Source organism: Alkalilimnicola ehrlichii MLHE-1 (assembly GCF_000014785.1).
In the GTDB taxonomy this organism is placed as follows: domain Bacteria; phylum Pseudomonadota; class Gammaproteobacteria; order Nitrococcales; family Halorhodospiraceae; genus Alkalilimnicola; species Alkalilimnicola ehrlichii.
Map to the genome: position 1 here is coordinate 843429 of NC_008340.1, position 20424 is coordinate 863852.

General features: G+C 67.1%; 18 protein-coding genes and 1 tRNA gene. 2 read left to right on the plus strand and 17 right to left on the minus strand.

Going from position 1 to position 20424, the window contains the following annotated elements; genetic code table 11:
- Nucleotides 1-16: 16 nt before the first annotated feature.
- The 14 genes from MLG_RS03905 to MLG_RS03970 all read right to left on the minus strand — a co-directional run bounded on the left by MLG_RS03905 (nt 17) and on the right by MLG_RS03970 (nt 15004).
- A complete protein-coding gene (locus MLG_RS03905; protein ID WP_011628508.1) occupies nt 17-2173 on the minus strand; it encodes a diguanylate cyclase domain-containing protein in 2157 nt (718 codons plus the stop codon).
- Between the two features lie 119 nt (nt 2174-2292).
- The gene (locus MLG_RS03910) at nt 2293-3780 is read right to left on the minus strand and encodes a GGDEF domain-containing protein (protein ID WP_011628509.1); all 1488 of its coding nucleotides are present in this window, start codon (nt 3778-3780) and stop codon (nt 2293-2295) included.
- Between the two features lie 199 nt (nt 3781-3979).
- Nucleotides 3980-4056 (minus strand) — tRNA-Pro (locus MLG_RS03915).
- 55 nt (nt 4057-4111) lie between these two features.
- Nucleotides 4112-4468 (minus strand): MerR family transcriptional regulator, encoded by a 357-nt coding sequence (locus MLG_RS03920; protein ID WP_011628510.1) that lies wholly within the window; start codon nt 4466-4468, stop codon nt 4112-4114.
- Nucleotides 4443-4748, minus strand: a complete 306-nt coding sequence (gene ihfA, locus MLG_RS03925; RefSeq protein ID WP_011628511.1) for an integration host factor subunit alpha — start codon at nt 4746-4748, stop codon at nt 4443-4445. The genes MLG_RS03920 and ihfA overlap by 26 nt, the downstream gene beginning before the upstream one ends.
- A 4-nt stretch (nt 4749-4752) precedes the next feature.
- On the minus strand, nt 4753-7146 hold the full coding sequence (gene pheT / locus MLG_RS03930; RefSeq protein ID WP_011628512.1) for a phenylalanine--tRNA ligase subunit beta: 2394 nt from the start codon (nt 7144-7146) through the stop codon (nt 4753-4755).
- Nucleotides 7147-7200: 54 nt separating this feature from the next.
- Nucleotides 7201-8232 carry a phenylalanine--tRNA ligase subunit alpha gene (gene pheS / locus MLG_RS03935; protein WP_011628513.1) on the minus strand — a complete coding sequence of 344 codons (1032 nt, stop codon included), beginning with the start codon at nt 8230-8232 and terminating at the stop codon, nt 7201-7203.
- A 186-nt stretch (nt 8233-8418) separates the two neighbouring features.
- Entirely contained in the window at nt 8419-8778 is a 360-nt protein-coding gene (gene rplT / locus MLG_RS03940) for a 50S ribosomal protein L20 (protein WP_011628514.1), read from the minus strand.
- A 30-nt stretch (nt 8779-8808) separates the two neighbouring features.
- The gene (rpmI, locus tag MLG_RS03945) at nt 8809-9006 is read right to left on the minus strand and encodes a 50S ribosomal protein L35 (protein WP_011628515.1); all 198 of its coding nucleotides are present in this window, start codon (nt 9004-9006) and stop codon (nt 8809-8811) included.
- A 78-nt stretch (nt 9007-9084) separates the two neighbouring features.
- Nucleotides 9085-9639: a translation initiation factor IF-3 gene (infC, locus tag MLG_RS03950; RefSeq protein ID WP_083761823.1), complete on the minus strand. Its 555-nt coding sequence runs from the start codon at nt 9637-9639 to the stop codon at nt 9085-9087.
- A 3-nt stretch (nt 9640-9642) separates the two neighbouring features.
- Nucleotides 9643-11568, minus strand: a complete 1926-nt coding sequence (thrS, locus tag MLG_RS03955; protein WP_011628517.1) for a threonine--tRNA ligase — start codon at nt 11566-11568, stop codon at nt 9643-9645.
- Nucleotides 11569-11680: 112 nt separating this feature from the next.
- Nucleotides 11681-12673, minus strand: a complete 993-nt coding sequence (locus MLG_RS03960; RefSeq protein ID WP_011628518.1) for an alpha-L-glutamate ligase-like protein — start codon at nt 12671-12673, stop codon at nt 11681-11683.
- On the minus strand, nt 12673-14193 hold the full coding sequence (locus MLG_RS03965; protein ID WP_011628519.1) for an inactive transglutaminase family protein: 1521 nt from the start codon (nt 14191-14193) through the stop codon (nt 12673-12675). Before MLG_RS03965 ends, MLG_RS03960 begins: the two co-directional genes overlap by 1 nt.
- 10 nt (nt 14194-14203) lie before the next feature.
- Complete coding sequence (locus tag MLG_RS03970) at nt 14204-15004, minus strand: ATP-dependent zinc protease family protein (protein WP_011628520.1); 801 nt, start codon at nt 15002-15004, stop codon at nt 14204-14206.
- 216 nt (nt 15005-15220) lie between these two features.
- Here MLG_RS03970 and MLG_RS03975 point away from each other — a divergent pair, with 216 nt between their 5' ends.
- Nucleotides 15221-15946, plus strand: coding sequence for a proteasome-type protease (locus tag MLG_RS03975; protein ID WP_011628521.1), 726 nt, complete (start codon nt 15221-15223; stop codon nt 15944-15946).
- Between the two features lie 16 nt (nt 15947-15962).
- Here the strand turns inward: MLG_RS03975 and MLG_RS03980 are convergent, their stop codons facing one another.
- Genes MLG_RS03980 through MLG_RS03990 form a run of 3 tightly spaced genes read right to left on the minus strand, consistent with a single transcriptional unit; the run spans nt 15963 to nt 19422 of the window.
- Nucleotides 15963-17021, minus strand: a complete 1059-nt coding sequence (locus tag MLG_RS03980) for a zinc-binding metallopeptidase family protein (protein WP_011628522.1) — start codon at nt 17019-17021, stop codon at nt 15963-15965.
- Nucleotides 17018-17953, minus strand: coding sequence for an alpha-E domain-containing protein (locus MLG_RS03985; RefSeq protein ID WP_011628523.1), 936 nt, complete (start codon nt 17951-17953; stop codon nt 17018-17020). The genes MLG_RS03980 and MLG_RS03985 overlap by 4 nt, the downstream gene beginning before the upstream one ends.
- Nucleotides 17953-19422 carry a circularly permuted type 2 ATP-grasp protein gene (locus MLG_RS03990; protein WP_011628524.1) on the minus strand — a complete coding sequence of 490 codons (1470 nt, stop codon included), beginning with the start codon at nt 19420-19422 and terminating at the stop codon, nt 17953-17955. Before MLG_RS03990 ends, MLG_RS03985 begins: the two co-directional genes overlap by 1 nt.
- 199 nt (nt 19423-19621) lie before the next feature.
- On the opposite strand from MLG_RS03990, the gene MLG_RS03995 reads away from it, so the two are divergent.
- Nucleotides 19622-20422 (plus strand): transglutaminase domain-containing protein, encoded by an 801-nt coding sequence (locus tag MLG_RS03995; protein ID WP_011628525.1) that lies wholly within the window; start codon nt 19622-19624, stop codon nt 20420-20422.
- Nucleotides 20423-20424: the final 2 nt, after the last annotated feature.

The window sequence follows — 20424 nt, forward strand, 5'->3', positions numbered from 1 at the left end:
GTGGGGCAATCGCGCCCTACATCGGCGCTGCCAGTCGGAACTCGCCCCGCTCGCCTTGTTTAACGACGTACATGGACTGGTCGGCCAGGCGCAGCAGGGTGTCGGGCTCCGTGCCGTGATCGGGGTAGAGGCTAATGCCCACACTGGCGCTCAACCGGCACTCAATGCCATCCACCACCACCGGCTGGGAGGCCGTCGCCACCACCTTATGGGCCACGGCCTCGGCGTCCCGGGCGGTGGTGATGTGCTGTAACAGCAGCACGAACTCATCACCCCCCAGGCGCGCCACGGTATCGGAGCCCCGCACCAGGCGCTCCAATCGTCGCGCCATTTCACAGAGCACTTGGTCGCCAAAGGCGTGGCCGTGACGGTCGTTGACCGGCTTGAAGTGGTCCAGGTCGACGAACAGCAGGGCCACCCGCTGCTGTTGACGGCGGGCGAGCTCGATGGCCTGGTGCAGGCGGTCCTGCAGCAGCCGCCGATTGGCCAGTCCGGTGAGGTTGTCATGCAGCGCCAAGTGGCGGATGCGCTCTTCGGCCTGCTTGCGCTCGGTGATGTTGTAGGCCAGCCAGACCACCGCCGGGTGTTCATGCACATCGGCGGGCAGCGGATAAATGCGCGCCTCGAACCACTGGGGTCCCTCCGGGCCCTGGTCGGCGTCGATGCCCTCCACGTTCTGGGGGGCAAGGGTGTACTCGTAGGTGATCTGCCGGTTCTCGGCGATCGCACGGTGGATCTGTTGCAGGAAGCCGTCGGCCTGTTCTGGTGGCAGGACCTCGTGCAGGGTGCGGCCGCACAGGTGCGGTCCCTTATGGTACAGCGCACTCTCCTGGCCTCCGAAGACGTCCACGTAGAGGCCATGTTCGTCCAATACGAAGCCGATATCGGGGATGGCGTGGATGATGGCTTCGAGCTGACGGGAGACCCGGCGCAGGTCCAGCTCGGCCTGGCGGCGGCGGGTCTGGTCCTGGCCCACGCTGAGAATCTCCCGCACCCGGCCATCGGCACCACGCAGGGCGTGGTTGGACCACATCATCCAGAGGCGGGAGCCGTCCTTGCGCATGACCTCGTTCTCGTTCAGGGCATGGGCCTCGGGATCGCGCTGAATGGCTTGCATCAGGGCGGCCAGGTCCTGGCCGCTGGTGTCCTCGGGGGGCACCACGGTGCCGATGACGTTGCGCCCGATCAGCTCGCCGTTGCGGTAGCCGAACAGCCGCTCGCCGTGGGCGTTGATAAAACGGATGCGGCCGTCGGCCCCCCAGCGCAGGACCACGCCATTCACCCCCTGAACCAGTTCGCGGAAATGCTGTTCCGATGCCCGCAGGGTCAGTGACTGGCGAGTGAGTAGCCAGGTGATCATTGCGGCCCCGAGTGCTGCCGCCGCCCAGGTGATCGAGCGCCAGGCGGGCAAGGCACTCGCTACGGCCCAGCCCCCCTCGGGCGTGGCGGCGATCTGCCATTGATTGCCGACGAAGGAGACCGTTTGAACCACGGTGTCGTCATAGAAGAGCCGCTCGTCGCCGAGAAAGGTGGCGCCCTCCGCACCGAGGCCGTCATAGCCCCGGATGGCCAGCTCCAGGCGTTCGCGGGCCGTATCCACCCCGGCCCGTCGGTAAAGGTCCTCCAGGTTGACGGGCACGCTGGCCAGGCCCCAGTAGTCACCATTGGTATAGACCGGCGTCCGTACAATCAGGGCGGTGCCGCCCTGGACCAGCTCCACCGGTCCGCCAACGATCGTGCGTTTCTCGGCCATCACCCGCCGCACCGAGGGGCCTTGCTCCGGATGGGCCGCCAGGTCGGTGCCCAGGGCGGCTTCGTTGCCTTCGAGCGGGTAGGCGTGGGTGATGACATTGTCTGGCGCCAGGGTAATGTGGCGCAGGGCGCTGTCCGGTTCCAGGGCCTTGCGGGCCATCGTCCGGAAGCTGGCCTCGTCGATCTCGGGGTGGGCAGCCACGTAGTGGGCCAGGCCGGTGACCAGGTAGGCGTTGGCATTGAGCTCCCCCTCGAGCCGGGCCCGCAGCGCCGAGACCTCGGCGGTGACCTGGGCACGGACGCGCTCCAAGCTCCGCTGCTCGGCCAGGCGCTCCACCCACGCACCACCGGCAGCCACTACCCCACCAGCCAGCAGGGCGGCGGTCCAGGGCAGCAGCTTTCTCACGGGCAGGTTGGTCATGGGCCGGGTGGTTCCTGAGGCGGCGGAGCGGATGCCATTATCCGGTCAGGGCGTTATAACGGCGTATGTTAACGTCATAAGGGGTAGGGTTATAGCCAAGGCGGGTGGTACCCGCGGGGTCAGCGCCCCGTGTCGTAGGCCGGGCGCAGCGCCCCTGAGCCGGTTGCGTCATAGCAGGCCACCTGGTGCTTCCCAGCCCGCTTGGCCTGATACAGGGCCTGATCGGCCTGTTGGAGCAGACCGTCCACCGTCCGTGCCCCTTGGCGGATATGGGCGCAGCCCACGCTCATGCCCACATCGACGGTCACCGAGCGGCCTTCCTCCCCGAGCACAGTGATCGGGGCATCCACCTCCCGCATCAGACGCCGGCCCACGGCGTGCGCGGCGTCCAGATCCTCACAGTCCTTCAGCAGCAGGACGAATTCATCGCCACCGTAGCGGGCGGCAAGGTCCCCCTCCTTGAGGCTGTGGCGCAGCCGGGCGGCGATCACGCGCAGTACTTCATCCCCAGCGTGGTGGCCATGGCGGTCGTTGACCGGTTTGAAGGCATCGAGATCCATGAGCAGGACGGCGAAGGGCGCGCCTTGGCGCTGCCAACGCACCATCGCTTCACGCAGGGCCTGAAACAGGTGGTGGCGGTTGCTCAGGCCGGTGAGCATGTCGCGGTAGGCCAGCCGCTCCAGGTTGACGCGATGGGCCCGGTAGGCCACCGCCTCCTCCAGGTTGCGCTGGGCGTTGGCGATCAGCAGGGCCATCAGACCGAAGGCGAGGATGTGCGCGCCGGTGTTCCAGACCGGCACCGCGTGCTCGGGCATGAGCTGGTTAATGGTCAATGCGCTTAGGGTCAGTAGCGACAGGGCCGTGCTGGCACCGGTCTCGCGCAGGAAGACGCTGGCCCAGAGGAGTAGCGGGAGGGCACCGTAGAACAGGGCCTCCACCGGGCTGCCGCGGCTGAGCTGATAACCCAGGATGAGGCCCACCGGCAGCAATAGGGCGCCGAGGACCATCAGGGCCTCCCGCCGCTGGCCGTGAAAGCGGGGCAGGCCGTGGGTCAGCCAGCTGTGGGCCAGGGGCACCACGCAAACGATGCCGAACACCACGCTCAACCACCAGTTGCGGGCCATCAGCAGGTACTGCTCCGCCGGTGTGGTGCCGGTCAGCCACAGCCAGGTGGCGGCCAGCAGGGCGCCCCCGCCCGGCACCAGCAGCAGGCAGATCAGGGCGAAGCGGGCGGTGCCGGCGATGTCGAAGACCAGGAGGCGCCGGCGTCCCGGGCCGGCCAGCAGCCGGGCGGCGGCGGTGATCTCGGCGACCGCAATCAGCCCAAGGCCGGCGCTAACCAGGGCGGGGGCCTCTCCCAGGGACGGACTGACCAGCCAGTGGGTGGCGAGCAGGACCGGTACCAGCCAGTAGCCCCAGACCAGGACGGCGACCAGGCCGATCCCGCTGGCAAGCCAGATGGTGCTGATCTGCAGGGAGAGTTCGGCGATGAGCAGGCCGGCGGCCACTGCCAGGCCGTAGCTGAGGGCCACCACCCCCGCTACCCGCCACCGCGGCTGCCGCGTCAGCCAGTTGGGGTATCCCTGAGAGGGGTTGTGTACTTCCATGTTGTGGCGTCCACCTCCGGCATTCGCTGGGGGAACGGCGAACCGGTCCCTCAGGCGGGGGCGGGATCGCACCCCGAATGGAACGGATGTTGGCGAACATACTAGCAGGAAAGAATGGCCTTGCCCGCGGCGGGCAGGGCCACTAAAAAGAAAACGGGCCAGTCACCAGGAGATCGGTGACTGGCCCGTTTTCGGGGTCTGGTCGGGGTGGCAGGATTCGAACCTGCGACCACCTGCACCCCATGCAGGTGCGCTACCAGGCTGCGCTACACCCCGTTGCGAGAGCCGAGATACTACAACAGTCACCCCGTCCTTGCAATTGCCGTTGGGCTCAGCGCTTGAGGATGTGGAGCACGCCCTCCAGCTCCACCCGGATCTGGCGAATGACCTGCTGGGTCTGGCTCACGTCCTCCTTGGCCCCCTCGCCGGAGAGCTTCTGCCGTGCACCGCCGATGGTGAAGCCCTCCTCGTAGAGCAGGGCGCGGATCTGGCGGATGACAATCACGTCCTGGCGCTGATAGTAGCGGCGGTTGCCCCGGCGTTTCACCGGCTTGAGCTGCGGGAACTCCTGCTCCCAGTACCGCAGCACGTGGGGTTTGACCGCACACAGCTCGCTGACCTCACCGATCGTGAAGTAGCGCTTGGCCGGTATCGGCGGCAGCTCAAGATTGTTTGACGTTTCCAGCATAGGCCTCTACCCGGCTCTTGAGCTTTTGCCCGGGACGGAAGGTCACCACCCGCCGGGCGGAGATGGGTATCTCCTCGCCGGTCTTTGGGTTGCGGCCCGGGCGCTCGTTCTTGTCGCGCAGGTCGAAGTTGCCGAACCCCGAGAGTTTCACCGGCACGCCATCCTCCAGCGCCTGGCGGATCTCCTCAAAGAACGACTCGACCAGCTCCTTGGCCTCTCGTTTGTTCAGGCCTACCTCCTCGAAAAGACGTTCGGCCATGTCGGCCTTGGTCAGCGCCATGCCGTTACTCCCCCCTCAGTACTGCACCGGCTTCCTGAGCCAGACGCTCGACCACGCGCCCCAACACGCGGTCCATGTCCTCATCAGTAAGCGTGCGCGAAGAATCCTGTAAAATCAAGCCCATGGCAACGCTTTTCCGGCCTTCCGGCACACCCTTCCCGGCGTAGACGTCGAATAGCCGGATGTCGACCAGTTGCTCCCCCCCGGCGGCACGGGCTACGTCCACCAGCGTCTGCGCCGGGACCTCATCCGCGACCAGCAGCGCCAGGTCCCGCCGGTTGGCCGGATAACGCGACAACGGGCGGAAGGCGGGCAGATGCCCGGCCTGCACGGCGCTGAGGTCCAGTTCGAACAGGAATACCGGTCCCTGGATGTCCAACTCGCGAGCCCGGGCGGGGTGCAGGGCGCCCAGCCAGCCGACCGGGCGGTGGTCGTGGTCGCTGTCCAGGATGCGCGCCGTCTGGCCCGGATGCAGCGCCGGGTGATGGTCGGCCTGGAACCGGAAGGCGCCGGCCCGCCCCCCGGCGGCCAGCAGGGCCTCCACATCGCCCTTGACGTCGTAGAAGTCCAGGGTGCGCCCGGGCTCCGCCCATTGCTCAGGGTGGACCGGCCCGAGGGCCAGCCCGGCGATGCGCGGTTCCTGGCGCAGGTCGCCGGCCTCGCCAATGAACCGCAGTCCGGTCTCGAACAGCCGGATACGCTGCACCTGTCGGTTCTGGTTGTGACGGGCGGCCTGGACCAGGCCGGGCCAGAGGCTGGTCCGCATGACCGCCAGATCGGCGGAGATGGGGTTGGCCAGCGCCAGGGCCTGGTGCTCCGGATCCAGCGCCTGCTGTGCCTCCGCCGCCACGAAGGAGTAGCTGATGGCCTCGTGGTAACCGCGCTGGACCAGCGCCTGACGCAGCCGCGGCAGGCCGGTGAGCGTCTCGGGGGCCTGACCCACGGTGAGCGGGATGGGCGGGCGCCGGGTGGGCAGCCGATCGTAGCCGTAGAGGCGGGCCACTTCCTCGATCAGGTCCTCTTCGCGTTCGATGTCGAAGCGCCAGCTCGGTGGGGTGACCCACCAGACTCCTTCCCCTCCGGTCTCGACGCGCATGCCCAGCCGTTCCAGCATGCCAATAAGGGTGTCCCCGGCGATCTCCGTGCCCAGCACCAGGCGGATGCGTTGGCGCCGCAGTCGGACTGGATGGCGCCGGGGCAGGTGCTCCTCGGCGACCGCCTCCTGCACCGGTCCGGCCTCACCCCCGCAGATGGAGAGCAGCAGGTGGGTGGCGCGCTCCATGGCGCGATGCTGGCCGGCCGGGTCGACACCGCGTTCGAAGCGGTGGGAGGAGTCGGTGTGCAGACCATGGGCGCGGGCGCGGCCGGCGATGGCGGTGGGAGCGAACCAGGCGCACTCCAGCAGGATGTCGGTGGTGTCGTCGCCGACGCTGGACGCCTCTCCGCCCATGATCCCGGCCAGGGCCAGGGGGCGCTCGTCATCGGCGATAACCAGCTGGTCGGCGCGGAGTTCGATGGTCTCGCCCCCGATCAGCGTGAGGGTCTCACCCGGTCGCCCCCAGCGGGCATGGATGCCGCCCCGGACCTGGCTCAGGTCGAAGGCGTGCATGGGCTGACCCAGTTCCATCAGCACGTAGTTGGTGACGTCCACCAGCGGCCCGAGGCTGCGGAGGCCGGCCCGGCGCAGCCGCTCGCGCATCCACACGGGGGTTTCCGCGCGGGGGTCCAGGCCGCGTACGACCCGGCCCAGGTAGCGGGCGCAACCGTCCGGGGCATCGAGGGTCACCCGGACCGCATCGCTGATCCGGGCGCGCTCCGCCGGCATGTCCGGGGTGTGCACCGGCTGCGCCAACAGGGCGCCCACCTCGCGGGCCACGCCCATCATGCCCAGGCAGTCCGCCCGGTTTGGGGTCAGGTCCACCTCGATGACGGTGTCATCCAGGGTGAGGTAGTCACGCAAGTCCCGGCCCACCGGGGCGTCGGCCGGCAGCTCCATCAGGCCCTCGGCGTCCTCGCTGAGGCCCAGTTCCCGGGCCGAGCAGAGCATGCCGAACGAGGCCTGGCCGCGCAGCTTGGCGCGCTTGATCGTCAGGCCCCCCGGCAGCTCGCCACCGACGGTGGCCAGCGGGGCCATCAGCCCCTCGCGGGCATTGGGGGCGCCGCAGACCACCTGCAGCGGTTCGCCCTGGCCCGCGTCCACCTGGCAGAGGCGCAGCTTGTCGGCATCGGGGTGCGGCTCGCAGCGGACGATGCGGGCCACCACCACGCCGGTAAAGGGCGGGGCGGCGGGTTCCACGCCGTCCACTTCCAGGCCGGCCATGGTCAGTTGGTGGGCCAGTTGTTCCGTGGGGCCGGTGTCGGCCACCCATTCACGCAGCCAGTGTTCGCTGATTCGCATGGATCAGTCCCGTCCTTGTCCGGGGCAGGGGTCGCCGGGCCGGCGTCGGCCGGCTCAGCGGAACTGCGCCAGGAAGCGCAGGTCGTTCTCGAAGAAAAGGCGCAGGTCGTTGACGCCGTAGCGGAGCATGGCCAGCCGCTCCACGCCCATGCCGAAGGCATAGCCGGTCCAGTGCTCCGGGTCGATGTGGCTGTGTTCGAAGACCCGGGGATGGACCACGCCGCAGCCGAGCACCTCCAGCCAGCCGGTACCACCGCAGACCCGGCAGCCGGTGCCGCCGCAGTTCACGCACTGCACGTCCACCTCGGCGGAGGGTTCGGTGAAGGGGAAGTAGGAGGGCCGGAAGCGCACCTCCAGGTCGCGCTCAAAGAAGGCCTGCAGGAAGTCGTAGAGCACCCCCTTGAGATCAGCGAAGCCCACGCCCTCGTCCACCAGCAGCCCCTCCACTTGGTGGAACATGGGGGTGTGAGTCAGGTCCGAGTCGCAGCGGTAGACCCGGCCGGGGGCGATGACCCGCAGCGGCGCGCCTTCCTTCTCCATGACCCGCACCTGCACCGGCGAGGTGTGGGTGCGCAGCAGGTGGTGGGCATCGAAGTAGAAGGTGTCGTGCATGGCCCGCGCCGGGTGGTGCTCCGGGATGTTGAGGGCCTCAAAGTTGTGGTAATCGTCCTCCACCTCCGGACCCTCGGCCACCTGGAAACCCGCGGCGGCGAAGAGCTGTTCGATGCGTTCCAGGGTGCGGGTGACCGGGTGCAGACCGCCCGGATGCTGGCCGCGGCCGGGCAGGGTGACATCAAGCCGCTCCGCCTCCAGGGCCTGCTCCATGGCACGGGCCTCCAGGATGGCCTTGCGCGCCTCCAGTCGGGTCTGCAGTTGCTTCTTGGCGGCGTTGATGGCCTGGCCGGCCTGCGGACGCTCCTCGGCGGGCAGCTTGCCCAGCCCCTTGAGTGCCTCGGTGAGCCGGCCCTTCTTGCCCAGGTAAGCGACCCGTACCGCGTCGAGAGCGGTCGGGTTCTCTGCCTGGTCCACGGCCTGTTCGGCCTCGGCCAGCATCGCTTCCAGTTGACTTGCGTGATCGCTGCTCATGCTGATCCCGTTACGGTGGACGGAGGGCGAGCATTGCCGGCGGTCAGAACCGAAAACGGGGGAAGGCCTGGGCCATTCCCCCGTTCGGCCCCGCGCGGTGCGGGACGACTCGCCTGTTCCGGCGTACCGCCGATCACCGCCCGGCATTGGCGGGGCGGTTGGCGGCCTACGGCTGGTGGACGCGTCTCAGGCGGCGAGGGCCTCGCGGGCCTTCTCGGCCAGCGCGCCGAAGGCCGCCTTGTCGTTGACGGCCAGGTCGGCCAGCACCTTGCGGTCCAGATCGACCCCAGCCTGCTGCAGGCCGTTGATGAACCGGCTGTAGGACAGGCCGTGCTGGCGGGCACCGGCGTTGATCCGCTGGATCCACAGGGCCCGGAACTGGCGCTTGCGCTGCCGGCGGTCGCGATAGGCGTACTGGCCGGACTTGATGACGGCCTGGCGCGCAATGCGGAACGATTTGCGGCGGGCGCCGTAGTAACCCTTCGCCTTCTTCAGCACCTTGTTGTGCTTGGCGCGGGCAGTGACTCCTCGCTTGACTCTGGACATGACTTGATAACTCCCGGCGAACGGTAACGCTTAGCTGTAAGGCATCATGCGGCGGATCATGGGGGTGTCCGCCTCGGCGACCAGCGCATCGGCGCGCAGCTTGCGCTTCCGTTTGCTGTCCTTCTTGGTCAGGATGTGGTTGTGGAAGGCATGGGCGCGCTTGTAGCGGCCGCTGGCAGTGGCCTTGAAGCGCTTGGCCGCCCCACGGTTGGTCTTGATCTTGGGCATTCCAGACTCCCTAAATAACAAACAAAGACGCCACCCCCGGTACTGACCCCGGGGTGGCGCCAGGGGATCGGGTGGCAACTATTTGCCCTTGCGAGGGCTCATCATCATGACCATCAGCCGGCCTTCCATCTTGGGCCGCTGGTCTACGGTGGCTATGTCCTCCAGGTCTTGCTCGACCCGGTTAAGCAGCTTCAGCCCCAAGTCCTGGTGGGCCATCTCGCGCCCCCGGAAGCGTAGGGTGACCTTGGCCTTGTCCCCATCCTCCAGGAAGCGGCGGAGGTTTCGCAGCTTGACCTTGTAGTCGCCCTCGTCGGTGCCGGGCCGGAATTTGACCTCTTTGACCTGGATCTGCTTCTGCTTTTTGCGCGCCGCTTGAGCCTTCTTGCTCTGCTCAAACTTGAACTTGCCGTAATCCATGATCCGGCAAACCGGCGGCTTTGCATTGGCATCCAGCTCGACCAGGTCCATCCCGGCCTCTTCGGCCCGTTCAAGAGCCTCTTCGGTGGGGACGATGCCCACCTGATCGCCCGTCTGGTCTATCAGCCGAACCTCCGGAACCCGGATGGCGCGGTTGAGCCTGCGATCGTCCGAGGGGGCGTTGCGCCCACCTCCTCTTTTTGGTCTGACAGCGATCCTTTAATCCTCCGAGTTGCTGCGTCCCAGCCGCGCGATCTCGGACTCCAGGCGCTGCAGGAAGTCGTCGACTGCCATGGAGCCCAGGTCCTGACCCTCTCGGGTGCGCACGGCCACCGTGTTGTTTTCCACTTCCTTGTCCCCCACGACCAGCATGTAAGGGACCTTTTGAAGCGTGTGCTCGCGGATTTTAAAGCCGATCTTCTCGTTTCTCAAGTCGGCGTCGACCCGCAAGCCCCGCTCACGGAAGCGCTTTTCGATCCGACGGGCGTATTCGCCCTGCCGATCCGTGATATTAAGCACGACTGCCTGCACCGGTGCAAGCCATGGAGGCAGGGCGCCGGCGTAGTGTTCGATGAGAATCCCGATGAAGCGTTCCAACGAACCGAGGATCGCCCGGTGGAGCATCACCGGCACCTTCTTGCTGCCGTCCTCCGCCACATAGGTGGCGCCCAGGCGCCCGGGCATGGAGAAGTCCACCTGAATGGTGCCCAGTTGCCAGGTGCGGCCCAGGCAGTCCTTCAGGGTGAACTCGATCTTCGGGCCGTAGAAGGCCCCCTCACCCGGCTGCAGTTGCCACTCCAGGCCGGCGCGGTTCAGCGCCTCCTCCAGCGCGTGTTCCGCCTTGTCCCAGAGGGCGTCCTCGCCCACCCGTTCATCGGGGCGGGTGGACAGGGCGATGATGACGTCGTCGAAGCCGAAATCGTTGTAGGCCTTGAAGACCAGGTCGATGAAGTCGGCAACCTCCTGCTGGATCTGGTCCTCGGTGCAGAAGATGTGGGCATCGTCCTGCACAAAGTTGCGCACCCGCATCAGCCCGTGCAGCGTGCCCGAGGGCTCGTTGCGGTGGCAGGAGCCGAATTCGGCCAGGCGCAGGGGCAGGTCACGGTAACTCTTCAGGCCCTGGTTGTACACCTGCACGTGGCAGGGGCAGTTCATGGGCTTGACCGCGTAGTCCCGGGACTCGGACTCGGTGATGAACATGTTGTCCTGGAATTTGTCCCAGTGCCCGGATTTCTCCCAGAGGCTGCGGTCCACCAACTGCGGGGTGTGGATCTCCTGGTAGCCGTGGCCGCGGGTGAGCCGGCGGATGTACTCCTGCACCTCCAGGTAGATCTGCCAGCCTTTCGGGTGCCAGAAGGCCATGCCCGGGGCCTCCTCCTGGAGGTGGAACAGGTTCTGCGCACGGCCGATGCGGCGGTGATCGCGCTTCTCGGCCTCGGCCAGGCGGTGGAGATAGGCCTTGAGCTGCTTCTTGTCCGGCCAGGCGGTACCGTAGATGCGCTGGAGCATCTCGTTGTCGGACTTGCCGCGCCAATAGGCCCCCGCCACCTTCTGCAGCTTGAAGGCCTTGAGCTTGCCGGTGTTGGGCACGTGCGGGCCGCGGCACAGATCGAGGAAGTCCCCCTGCTTATAGACCGAGATGGTCTCGTGCTCGGGCAGGTCCTCGATGATCTCGGCCTTGTACTGCTCACCCTGTTCCAGGAAGAACCGGATTGCCTCATCGCGGTCCCAGACCTCGCGGTGGACCTCGAAGTCCTGTCGGGCCAGCTCCTCCATCTTTTTCTCGATGGCCTTGAGATCGTCCTCGGTGAAGGGGCGCTTGTAGGCAAAGTCGTAGTAGAAACCGTTCTCGATCACCGGGCCGATGGTGACCTGGGCCTCCGGAAACAACTCCTTGACCGCCTGCGCCATCAGGTGGGCGGTGGAGTGGCGGATCATGTCCACGCCGTCCGGATCGCGGTCGGTGACGATCTCCAGTTGCACGTCGTCGTCGATGCGATGGCTGAGATCGACCAGTCTGCCGTCCACCCGGCCGGCCAGCGCGGCACGCGCCAGGCCCTTGCCGATGGACTCGGCGACGTCACGTACCGTGACGGGATGATCAAACTCGCGGCGGGAGCCGTCGGGGAGGGTGATTGCAGGCATGGATCACTCCTGACAGTGGTGGCCTATACGAGGGGCCACGTGTATGTGGGCACTCGGAAGAAGAGGTGCCGGCGATTTCAGCCGGGCATTCTTGCAAAGCTGCTGATTTTTCTCAAGCCCCGGGCTCGGGTTTTTGCGCGGCACCAAAGATGCGTTGGGCGAAGGCGACCCGAGCTGCGGGCGGGTAGAGCGTGTCGTCCTGCTGGCGGATGCGCTCGCGCTCATGGGCGTCGATGTGCGCCACCCGGGGCGCGAGCCCGCACCGGTTGGCCATCTGGATGGCCAGTCCGGGCCGGGCGTTCAGCTCCAGCAGCAGCGGCCCGCGGTGGCGGTCCAGCACCATGTCGGTGCCCAGGTAGCCCAGGCCACTCATCTCGTAGCAGCCGGCGGCCAGCTCCAACAGGCGGGTCCAGTCAGGGATCTGGAGCTCGTTGAGGCGGCGGCCGGTGTCGGGATGGTGGTGCACCGGTCGGTCGTATTGCACCGCCTGGGTGGCCCGGCCGCTGGCCAGGTCCAGGCCGACGCCGATGGCCCCCTGGTGCAGGTTGGCCTTGCCGTCGGAGGCGTGGGTGGACAGCCGCATCATGGCCATCAGCGGATAGCCCCGGTAGACCACCACCCGGATGTCCGGCACCCCCTCGAAGGTGAAGGACTCGAAGTGTTCATCGAACTCGATCAGCGCCTCGATCATCGCCACGTCCGGGCTGCCGCCCAGGGTGTAAAGCCCCGAGAGCAGATTGGAGAGGTAGCGCACCACATCGCGCCGGCTCACCCAGAGCCCGCTGCCCTTGCGGAACCAGCCGTCCTTGTGTTCCAGGATGACCAGGATGCCCTTGCCGCCGCTGCCCCGGGAGGGCTTGATGGCGAAGCCCCGGCCAGGCTGGATGATGGACTCCAGCCGGCGAATCTCACCCTGGCTGTGGATCACCCCCAGCAGTTCGGGACTGGCGATACCGTACTTGCGCGCCAGCAGCTTGGTCTTCAGCTTGTCATCCACCAGCGGGAATCGCTCGCGGGGATTGTGCCGGTTGATGAGGCTGAGATTGCGCTCGTTCAGCCCCACGATACCCTGCTCGCGCAGGCGCCTGGCCCAGCGCAGCAGCATCAGGTGCGGCCCCCGGCCGGTGTCAGGAAGGGGCGGAAACGCCACAGCTCCAGCAGCCGGTACCCGGTGTAGCTGCCCAGCAGTACGATGCCGGCCAGCACCACCAGCTGCAGCCCAAGGAAGTTGAACATCAGGTGCTGAACCCAGCCCAGCTGCATCAGCCAGAAGGCGGCGATCGCGGTGATCAGACTGCCTGCCCCCTGCTTGAAGACATCCCGCGGGCCCTCCTCCTCCCAGAGGATGGACATGCGCTCAATGGTCCAGGCCAGGATGATCATCGGAAACAGGGCCACCTTGAGCCCCGAGGTGAAGCCCAGGTGGAAGCTCAGCACCGAGAGCAGTGAGATCAACCCGATGACGCAGACAATGACCACGGAGACGCGGGCCACCAGCAGCAGGTTGAGGTGGGCCATCGCTTGGCGCATCAGCAGGCCGCCCCCCACCACCAACAGGAAGGTGATCAGACCCGGCAGCAGGTTCATCTCCAGAAAGGCGAGGGCGATGAGCACTGGCATGAAGGTGCCGGAGGTCTCCAGCCCCACCACGACGCGGAAGAAGACCACCACCAGCGCACCCAGCGGCAGCAGCAGGATGCTTTGAAAGATGGCCTGCTCGGACAGCGGCAGGCTGTGGATGGAGAGGTTGAACACCGCATCGGTTACCGTACCCTGCTCCCCCAGACCGGCGGCGGACTGCCGGGTCTCCAGCATGGAGAAGGTCACCCGCGAGTTGCGCCCGCCCTCCACCACCAGCACCGGGCCCCCCGCCTGCTCCCAGAGCAGTACTTCCTCGTCCTGCACCTCCGTGCCCCCCTTGGGGTCAAACAGCCGCCAGGCGTCGCCCTCGAAGACCTGGACAAAGGGTTGCAGCGACTGCCGGCGGCGACCGTCCTCCAGGACCAGGCCGTGGACGGTGCGGGCCGGCACCTCCGCCTGATTGAGCAGGCGGACCAGGGTGGTGCTGGGGGGGTATTCACTGAGTAGCAGCTGGGCATTCTGATTGTCGGCATCGGCCAGGCGGCGGACGAGGGCCCGGGCCAGGCTGAAGCCGTCGGCGGACTGCAGGTAGGCATTCCGCAGGACCTGAGCGGAGGCCACCTGCAGAGACGGGCTCCAAGCGATGCGCCGGATCTCCGGTGGGTGGCCCACGTGGCGCGAGCCCAGGGTCGGGTCGACCTGGAACTGCGCCCGGTAGTACAGCACCTGCGGCCCGACCGCCTCGCGGGTGGTCCACTCGGCGTGCCGGTGGCCATTATCGACGAAGCTCAGGCCGTAGCCGGGGGAGGCCGTGTGCTCGGCGACGCGCTTGAAACCCGGCGCATCGCCGGGCACGGCCAGCCGGACGCGTACGGGGTCGCCGCTGGCGTCCAGCCGCACGGTGGCCTCGATATCCCAGAGCGTGTCAGTGGCGCCGGGGAACCAGGGGACGCCGTGTTCCAGGTGGCGGTGGACACTGTGGGCGATGCCCACCAGGATCAGCACCGCGGCGATCCAGAACAGCGAACTTCGGGCTAGTTTCATGGGCCGGGGGTCAGTCGTCCTCGGGGCGTGGGTGGAGGTAGGTCTCCGCCACGTCGATCACGGCGATGTCCATCAGCAGGTCCCGGCCCACCAGGGTGGCGTAGGTCAGGTGCCCGCGGTCGGACAGCGTGAAGCGAGCCTCATCCTCAATGGGGCCCAGCCGCACCGGCAGGCGCACCACCAGGCGTTCCTCCCGGCCAGCGGCCTGCCGTATGGTGATACGACTGTCCAAGGGGGCCTCGAGTTCAACCTCGCGGTTGTCCTCCTCGTCATCGTCGCCGGGCCGGCCCGGCGGGTAGCTCACGGTGAAGCGCACCCAGGTCTCACCGTCGCGCTCGAACTCGCTGATACCGGTGGCGTTGAGCGACGAGCTGGCGGCCCCGGAATCCACCCGGGCGGCGATCACCATGCCGTGCTCGGGGAAGGCGAGCCACTCGACGGCGCCCAGGACCACCTTGCCCTCCAGGTCGTCCTCGCGGTCGCCAGAGGGTTGGGTCTGGGCCAGCGGCAGGGGGGAGGGGGTTCCCGTGCCTCGGGCCTCCAGGTCGGTCAGGCGCTGGTCAATGCTGCCGAGGCCTTCGCCGAGGGCGCTCAACTGCTGTTGCTGGCGGTTCAGGCTGGCGCCCAGGGTGTCCAGGGCCTCCAGCAGTGCCTCGGTCTGGGCGGTTTGCTGCTGCTCGAAGGCCGAGACGGAGAGTTGCTCCTCCTGGGGGAGGGTCTGGCACCCCGCCAGCAGGCCCAGTACGGCCAGCATGGCCAGCGCGGGCCGGCGCGGGACGGTTCCCTGTCTGCGCTCGGGTCTTGGGGTCATAGTCGCACTCCGTTGCTTTGTTCGCGTTCGAAGTATCATGCGGTGGATTGTACGTGGTTTTCGCCCGGCGTTGACCCGTCTGCACTCACTCCCCCATGAAACAGAGAGGTCCGCGAGGGGCGTGTTTCGCCTCCGGGCTGTTAAAGTGGCGCCTGAGCCCACGCCGGCTGCTCGCGGGGGCATCGCGCCGCCATTATATTGCCCGGGAGATCATCAATGACCTATTGCCTCGCTGCATCCCTCAAGGCGGGCCTGGTCTTCGCCGCCGATACCCGCACCAACGCCGGCCTGGATCATGTGAATAGCTTCCGTAAGATGCACAGCCTTGTCTGGGAAGGGGACCGGGTACTGGTGTTGCTCAGCGCTGGCAACCTGGCGACCACGCAGGCTGTGGTAACCCACCTGCAGCGCGAGGCCGAGAGCGGGGGGCCGTTGAGTGAGGTCCGGCACCTGAGTGACGCCGCCGATCACGTGGGCCAGGTCAGTTTGCAGGTCCAGCGTAAATACCGCGCTGCCGAGGATATGAGTGCCGTATCGCTGGAGGCTACCTTTATCCTGGGCGGGCAGATCGGTGACGAGCCCACGGGGGCGTTCCTCATCTATCCGCAGGGCAATTTCATCACCTGCTCCGAGGAGCAGCCCTTCCTGCAGATCGGCGAGACCAAGTACGGCAAACCAATCCTGGACCGTATTATCGAGCCGGGGTTGAGCCTGGAGGATGCCGCGCGCTGCGCCCTGGTCTCTATCGACTCGACCATGCGCTCCAACCTGTCGGTGGGCCCACCCGTCGATCTGGCCATCTATCCGGCGGGCGCGCTCCAGCGCCCCCGTATGCTGCGCTACAAGCACAACTCGCCCTATTTTGCCTCCGTCCGCAAGCACTGGGGCGAGGGGCTGCGCCGTCTCTTTGACGACCTGCCGCGGTTCGATTGGGAGGGCTGACCGGGTCGGGCGCGGGTCAGCCCCCCGGGGGGCGCCGTTCGCCGGTGACCACCGCGTGAACCTCCCGGTGCACGGCCTCGAGTTTCTCGGCGACGGTGGGTGTGATCGTGAAGGGATACATGTCCGGTGACCCCATGCTCCGGCTCATGCTGTTCATTGCCATGGTCAGTTTGACCCAGGCGTTGAGCAGATACTGGAAGTCATCCCGGTCGGCGAAACTGACGGCCTTGCCCTCGTCCTCCAGGACCAGTCCGAGCCCTTCGGCGGTCTCCAGCGCGTCCCGCATGTGCAGGTAGTGGGCCCAGGTCTCTGCCCAGTCCTCCCAGGGGTGGCTGCTGGCGTACCGGCTGATGTGCTGTTCCTGCCAGTACCGGTTCGGCTGGTTGTAATGCTGCCTCAGCGCCTGTCCGTAGTCCTGGCGCTCGTCGCCGAACACGGCGCGGAAGGTGGGTTGCCGACCGGTGTCGGCAAAGAACCGCTCCCAGAAATAGTGCCCGCTCTCATGGCGGAAGTGACCGAGCAGGGTCCGGTAGGGCTCGCCCAGCTTCTCCCGCACCGCCTCCCGCCGTACCGGGTCGGCCTCGCCGATATTGATGGTGATCAGCCCGTTGGTGTGACCGGTGGAGACGGACTGTCCCTCGATCGGATCGGCGAGAAAGGCGAAGGCCAGGCCGGAGGGGTCTCGAGGGGTTCGGCCGTGGATCGGCAGGCCGATGTGCAGCAACTGGTAGATCAGGCGGCGTTTGGCCGCCTCCAGCTTGCCCCAGCGTTGCCAGTTTACGGGCACCGAGAGGTCCGGGATGACATGGTTCAGCCGGCAGGCCAGGCAGTGCGGGTTGGGGTCCTCCGCCGGCACCATCCAGTTGCACACCCCCGAGTGCTCGTAGTGCGCGCACTGGCGGTAGCGGCGCTGGCCGGCCTCGGGATTCAGCGCCGTCCAGAGGCCGTCCCGGTCCTGGCGCAGTGCGGAGACGGTGAGCCGATCGGGCAGGAAACCCAACTGATGGTGGCAGTTGAGGCAGTAGGTGTTGTCAAAGTACAGGTGGTTGCCGCACTGGCACTGGAAGCGTCTCATGGTGTGAACCGGAAGTAGGCGTGCACCACTTCGCCGTGCAGGTTCGCGAACCCCTGCTGCAGACTGTCGATGAAATCGTGCATCTCCTGCGGGGACAACCCGGACAGGTTGGCGTCCGCCAGTACCGACTGCAGCTCGGTCAGACGGGCGATGGGGCCCTCCCGGGCAGGGAGCTCCCCCAGGCACTGGCGTATTCGCGACAGGGCGAAGCCCACGGCGCGCGGGAAGCGTTCGCCCTGTAACAGGTAGTGCACCACGTCGCGACCGCGGACCAGCCCGTGGAGGTCTTGGCGATACATCTCGTAGGCGCTGAGCGAGCGCAGGACGCTGATCCAACAGACCGAGGAGTAGTAGGCATCGCCGTCGTCGCCATCCACCGGGAAGAGGCTGGCATAGCGGACGTCCAGTATCCGCGTCGTCATGTCGGCCCGCTCCAGGTAACGGCCGAGGGCGATGAACTGATACCGCGGCCCCCGGCTGACAGAGCCATGCAGCACGCCCTGTATCTGCTGGCACTGGGCCACGACGGCGGCCAGCAGATCATAGCGCCGGCGCCGGCTGGCGATGCCGGCCTCATGGGCCTGGACCAGGTGATGAAGCCCGTTGATGGCCTCCCAGGCCTCGCGGGGCAGAAGATCGCGGGTGACCCGGGCGTTCTCCCGGGCGCTGTGGGCGCTCGAGGCGATGGAGCCGGGGTAGCCGGTGTCGCTGATCAGAAAGCGCATGACGGTGGGCTCGTTCTCCGAGCCATGCTCTGCCCGGTACGGCTCGCTGGCGCCGAGGATCTCCAATAGCGACTGCCAGCTCATGGGCATGCCGGCGGGCAGATCCATCTGGATCTGCGCCGAGGCCAGCAGCAGTCGCGCGGTGTCCTCGGTACGCTCCAGGTAGCGCGCCAGCCAATAGATGTTCTCGGCCAGTCTCGACAGCATCAGCCCGCCACCCCGTTGGCCGTATCCTCCCCGGTATCCACCACCCAGGTGTCCTTGCTACCACCCCCCTGGGAGGAATTGACAATCAGTGAGCCCTTGCGCAGCGCCACCCGGCTGAGCCCGCCGGTGGTCACGTTGAAGCCCTTGCCCTGGAGCACGAACGGGCGCAGGTCCACGTGACGTGGTTCGATCTCCCCGGCGCAGAGGGTGGGGCAGGTGGAGAGGCTCAGGGTGGGTTGGGCGATGTAATTGCGGGGGTTGGCCCGGATGAGTTCGGCGAACTGGGCCCGTTCGTCGTCGGAGGCGTTGGGGCCGATGAGCATGCCGTAACCGCCCGATTCATTGGCCGGTTTGATGACCAGTTCGTGCAGGTGGTCGAGCACGTAGGCGCGGGCCTCGGGGTCGACGCACTGCCAGGTTGGGACGTTCGGCAGTATCGGTTCCTCGCCGAGAAAGTAGCGGATCAGGTCGGGTACATGGGCGTAGACCACCTTGTCGTCGGCCACGCCGGCGCCGGGGGCGTTGGCGATGGCCACGTGCCCCTTGCGCCAGGCGCGCAGCAGCCCCGGCACACCCAGCGTGGAGTCGGCGCGGAAGGCCTCCGGGTCGAGGAAGTCGTCATCGATCCGGCGGTAGATGACGTCCACCCGCTCCAGCCCGTGGATGGTGCGCATGTAGACGTGGTCGTCATCACTGACCACCAGGTCGCGCCCCTCCACCAGCTCCGCCCCCATCTGCTGCGCCAGGTAGCTATGCTCAAAGTAGGCGGAGTTATAGATGCCCGGGGTCAGGACCACGATTTCCGGGTTGGGGGTGTCCGGTGCCAGCGAGGCGAGGGTGTCGAGCAACTGGCCCGGGTAGGCATCCACCGGCATGATCCGGTTGTGCTCGAACAGTTCGGGGAATATGCGTTTCATGACATGCCGGTTCTCCAGCATGTAGGACACCCCCGAGGGCACGCGCAGGTTGTCCTCCAGAACGTAGAGGGTGCCGTCCTTGTCGCGCACTAGGTCGGTGCCGCAGACGTGGGCCCATACCCCGTGCGGCGGCGAGATGCCCCGGCATTGCGGCCGGAAGTCGCGGGACTGAAGCACCACGGACTCGGGCACCACGCCGTCGCGCAACGCCCGCTGGTCGTTGTAGATGTCGTTGATGAATAGATTCAGGGCGCGCAAACGTTGGAAGAGCCCGGCCTGGATGGTCGCCCACTCCTGGCGTTCGATGATCCGCGGTACGAAATCGAACGGCCAGGAGCGGTCGATGTTCTGGCCGTCAGAGTAGACAGTGAAGGTGATACCCATCGCCCGGATGGTGGCATCCGCGGCCTGGTGGCGGTCCGCCAGTTCCTCCACCGACAGTGACTTGAGGTACTCGAGCAGGTGCCCGCAGCCGGGCCGGGGCTGACCACTGGCATCCACCAGTTCGTCGTAGTATCCGTTGCCGGGCCGGTAGCCGTTCCATCGCTGCATGTGCGGGCGCCTCCAGGGGGCCGGTGCCCCGAACAGGACGCCAACGCGCGTTGCCGGGGCTGCAGGCCCTGTTGCCATCGGCCTGAGTATAGGCCAGTCTTGTGTTTTGCAGTGCAACACAGGGTGGCGGGCTTTGCAACTCCCCGGCTGGCACGCGCATTGCGCGCAGCCCCGCGCCTACGAACCAGGAGATTCGAGAATGTGGCTACGCACGGCTTGCGAGATCCAGTTTCACGAGAGCGTGCCCGCTCCCTTCGTCCTGATGCTCCGCCCGCGAAGCGGCAAGCATCAATGGGTCGGGCGTGAGACCTATGTGCTGCAGCCCAACGTGCCGGCGGTGGAGTACACGGATGCCTACGGCAATCTCTGCCAGCGGCTGGTCTCCCCGCCCGGGGCGTTCCTGATCCGCACCTCGGCGGATGTCTATGTGCCCGACCAGGGTGCTGATGCCACGGGGGCGCCCTTCGTCGAGGTGCAGGACCTGCCCGATGACGCGCTGACCTACCTCTTGCCCAGCCGTTACTGCGAGTCGGACCGTTTTCTGGACATGGCCTGGTCCATCGTGGGTGACGCGCACCCCGGCTACGACCAGGTGGCGCGGATAGAGGCGTGGATCCGCGAGCATGTCCACTTCAACCCGGACTCACCCCACTTTCAGTTGTCCGCCGTGGAGCTGAACCAGGCGCGGGAGGGCGTATGCCGGGAATTCGCCCACCTGGGCATCGCGCTCTGCCGGGCGCTGTGCGTCCCCGCGCGGATGGCGGTGGGTTACCTGCACGGGCTCCAGCCCATGGATTTTCACGCCTGGTTCGAGGCCTATGTCGGCGGCCGCTGGTGCGTGTTCGACGCCACCCAGCCCCCGGGGCGTCGTGGCCGGGTGACCGTGGCCTACGGGCGGGATGCGGCCGATGTCGCCATCTACAACCAGTTCGGCCCGCCGATGTACCCGACGCGGATCAGCGTCACGGTGGATCGCCTGGAGGGGCCGCCTGCGGTGTGATT

Coding starts and splice junctions, on each gene's coding strand:
- MLG_RS03905 (WP_011628508.1), bottom strand. CDS start 2,173: ATGACCAACCTGCCCGTGAGAAAGCTGCTGCCCTGGACCGCCGCCCTG.
- MLG_RS03910 (WP_011628509.1), bottom strand. CDS start 3,780: ATGGAAGTACACAACCCCTCTCAGGGATACCCCAACTGGCTGACGCGG.
- MLG_RS03920 (WP_011628510.1), bottom strand. CDS start 4,468: ATGCTGGAAACGTCAAACAATCTTGAGCTGCCGCCGATACCGGCCAAG.
- ihfA (WP_011628511.1), bottom strand. CDS start 4,748: ATGGCGCTGACCAAGGCCGACATGGCCGAACGTCTTTTCGAGGAGGTA.
- pheT (WP_011628512.1), bottom strand. CDS start 7,146: ATGCGAATCAGCGAACACTGGCTGCGTGAATGGGTGGCCGACACCGGC.
- pheS (WP_011628513.1), bottom strand. CDS start 8,232: ATGAGCAGCGATCACGCAAGTCAACTGGAAGCGATGCTGGCCGAGGCC.
- rplT (WP_011628514.1), bottom strand. CDS start 8,778: ATGTCCAGAGTCAAGCGAGGAGTCACTGCCCGCGCCAAGCACAACAAG.
- rpmI (WP_011628515.1), bottom strand. CDS start 9,006: ATGCCCAAGATCAAGACCAACCGTGGGGCGGCCAAGCGCTTCAAGGCC.
- thrS (WP_011628517.1), bottom strand. CDS start 11,568: ATGCCTGCAATCACCCTCCCCGACGGCTCCCGCCGCGAGTTTGATCAT.
- MLG_RS03960 (WP_011628518.1), bottom strand. CDS start 12,673: ATGCTGCTGCGCTGGGCCAGGCGCCTGCGCGAGCAGGGTATCGTGGGG.
- MLG_RS03965 (WP_011628519.1), bottom strand. CDS start 14,193: ATGAAACTAGCCCGAAGTTCGCTGTTCTGGATCGCCGCGGTGCTGATC.
- MLG_RS03970 (WP_011628520.1), bottom strand. CDS start 15,004: ATGACCCCAAGACCCGAGCGCAGACAGGGAACCGTCCCGCGCCGGCCC.
- MLG_RS03975 (WP_011628521.1), top strand. CDS start 15,221: ATGACCTATTGCCTCGCTGCATCCCTCAAGGCGGGCCTGGTCTTCGCC.
- MLG_RS03980 (WP_011628522.1), bottom strand. CDS start 17,021: ATGAGACGCTTCCAGTGCCAGTGCGGCAACCACCTGTACTTTGACAAC.
- MLG_RS03985 (WP_011628523.1), bottom strand. CDS start 17,953: ATGCTGTCGAGACTGGCCGAGAACATCTATTGGCTGGCGCGCTACCTG.
- MLG_RS03990 (WP_011628524.1), bottom strand. CDS start 19,422: ATGCAGCGATGGAACGGCTACCGGCCCGGCAACGGATACTACGACGAA.
- MLG_RS03995 (WP_011628525.1), top strand. CDS start 19,622: ATGTGGCTACGCACGGCTTGCGAGATCCAGTTTCACGAGAGCGTGCCC.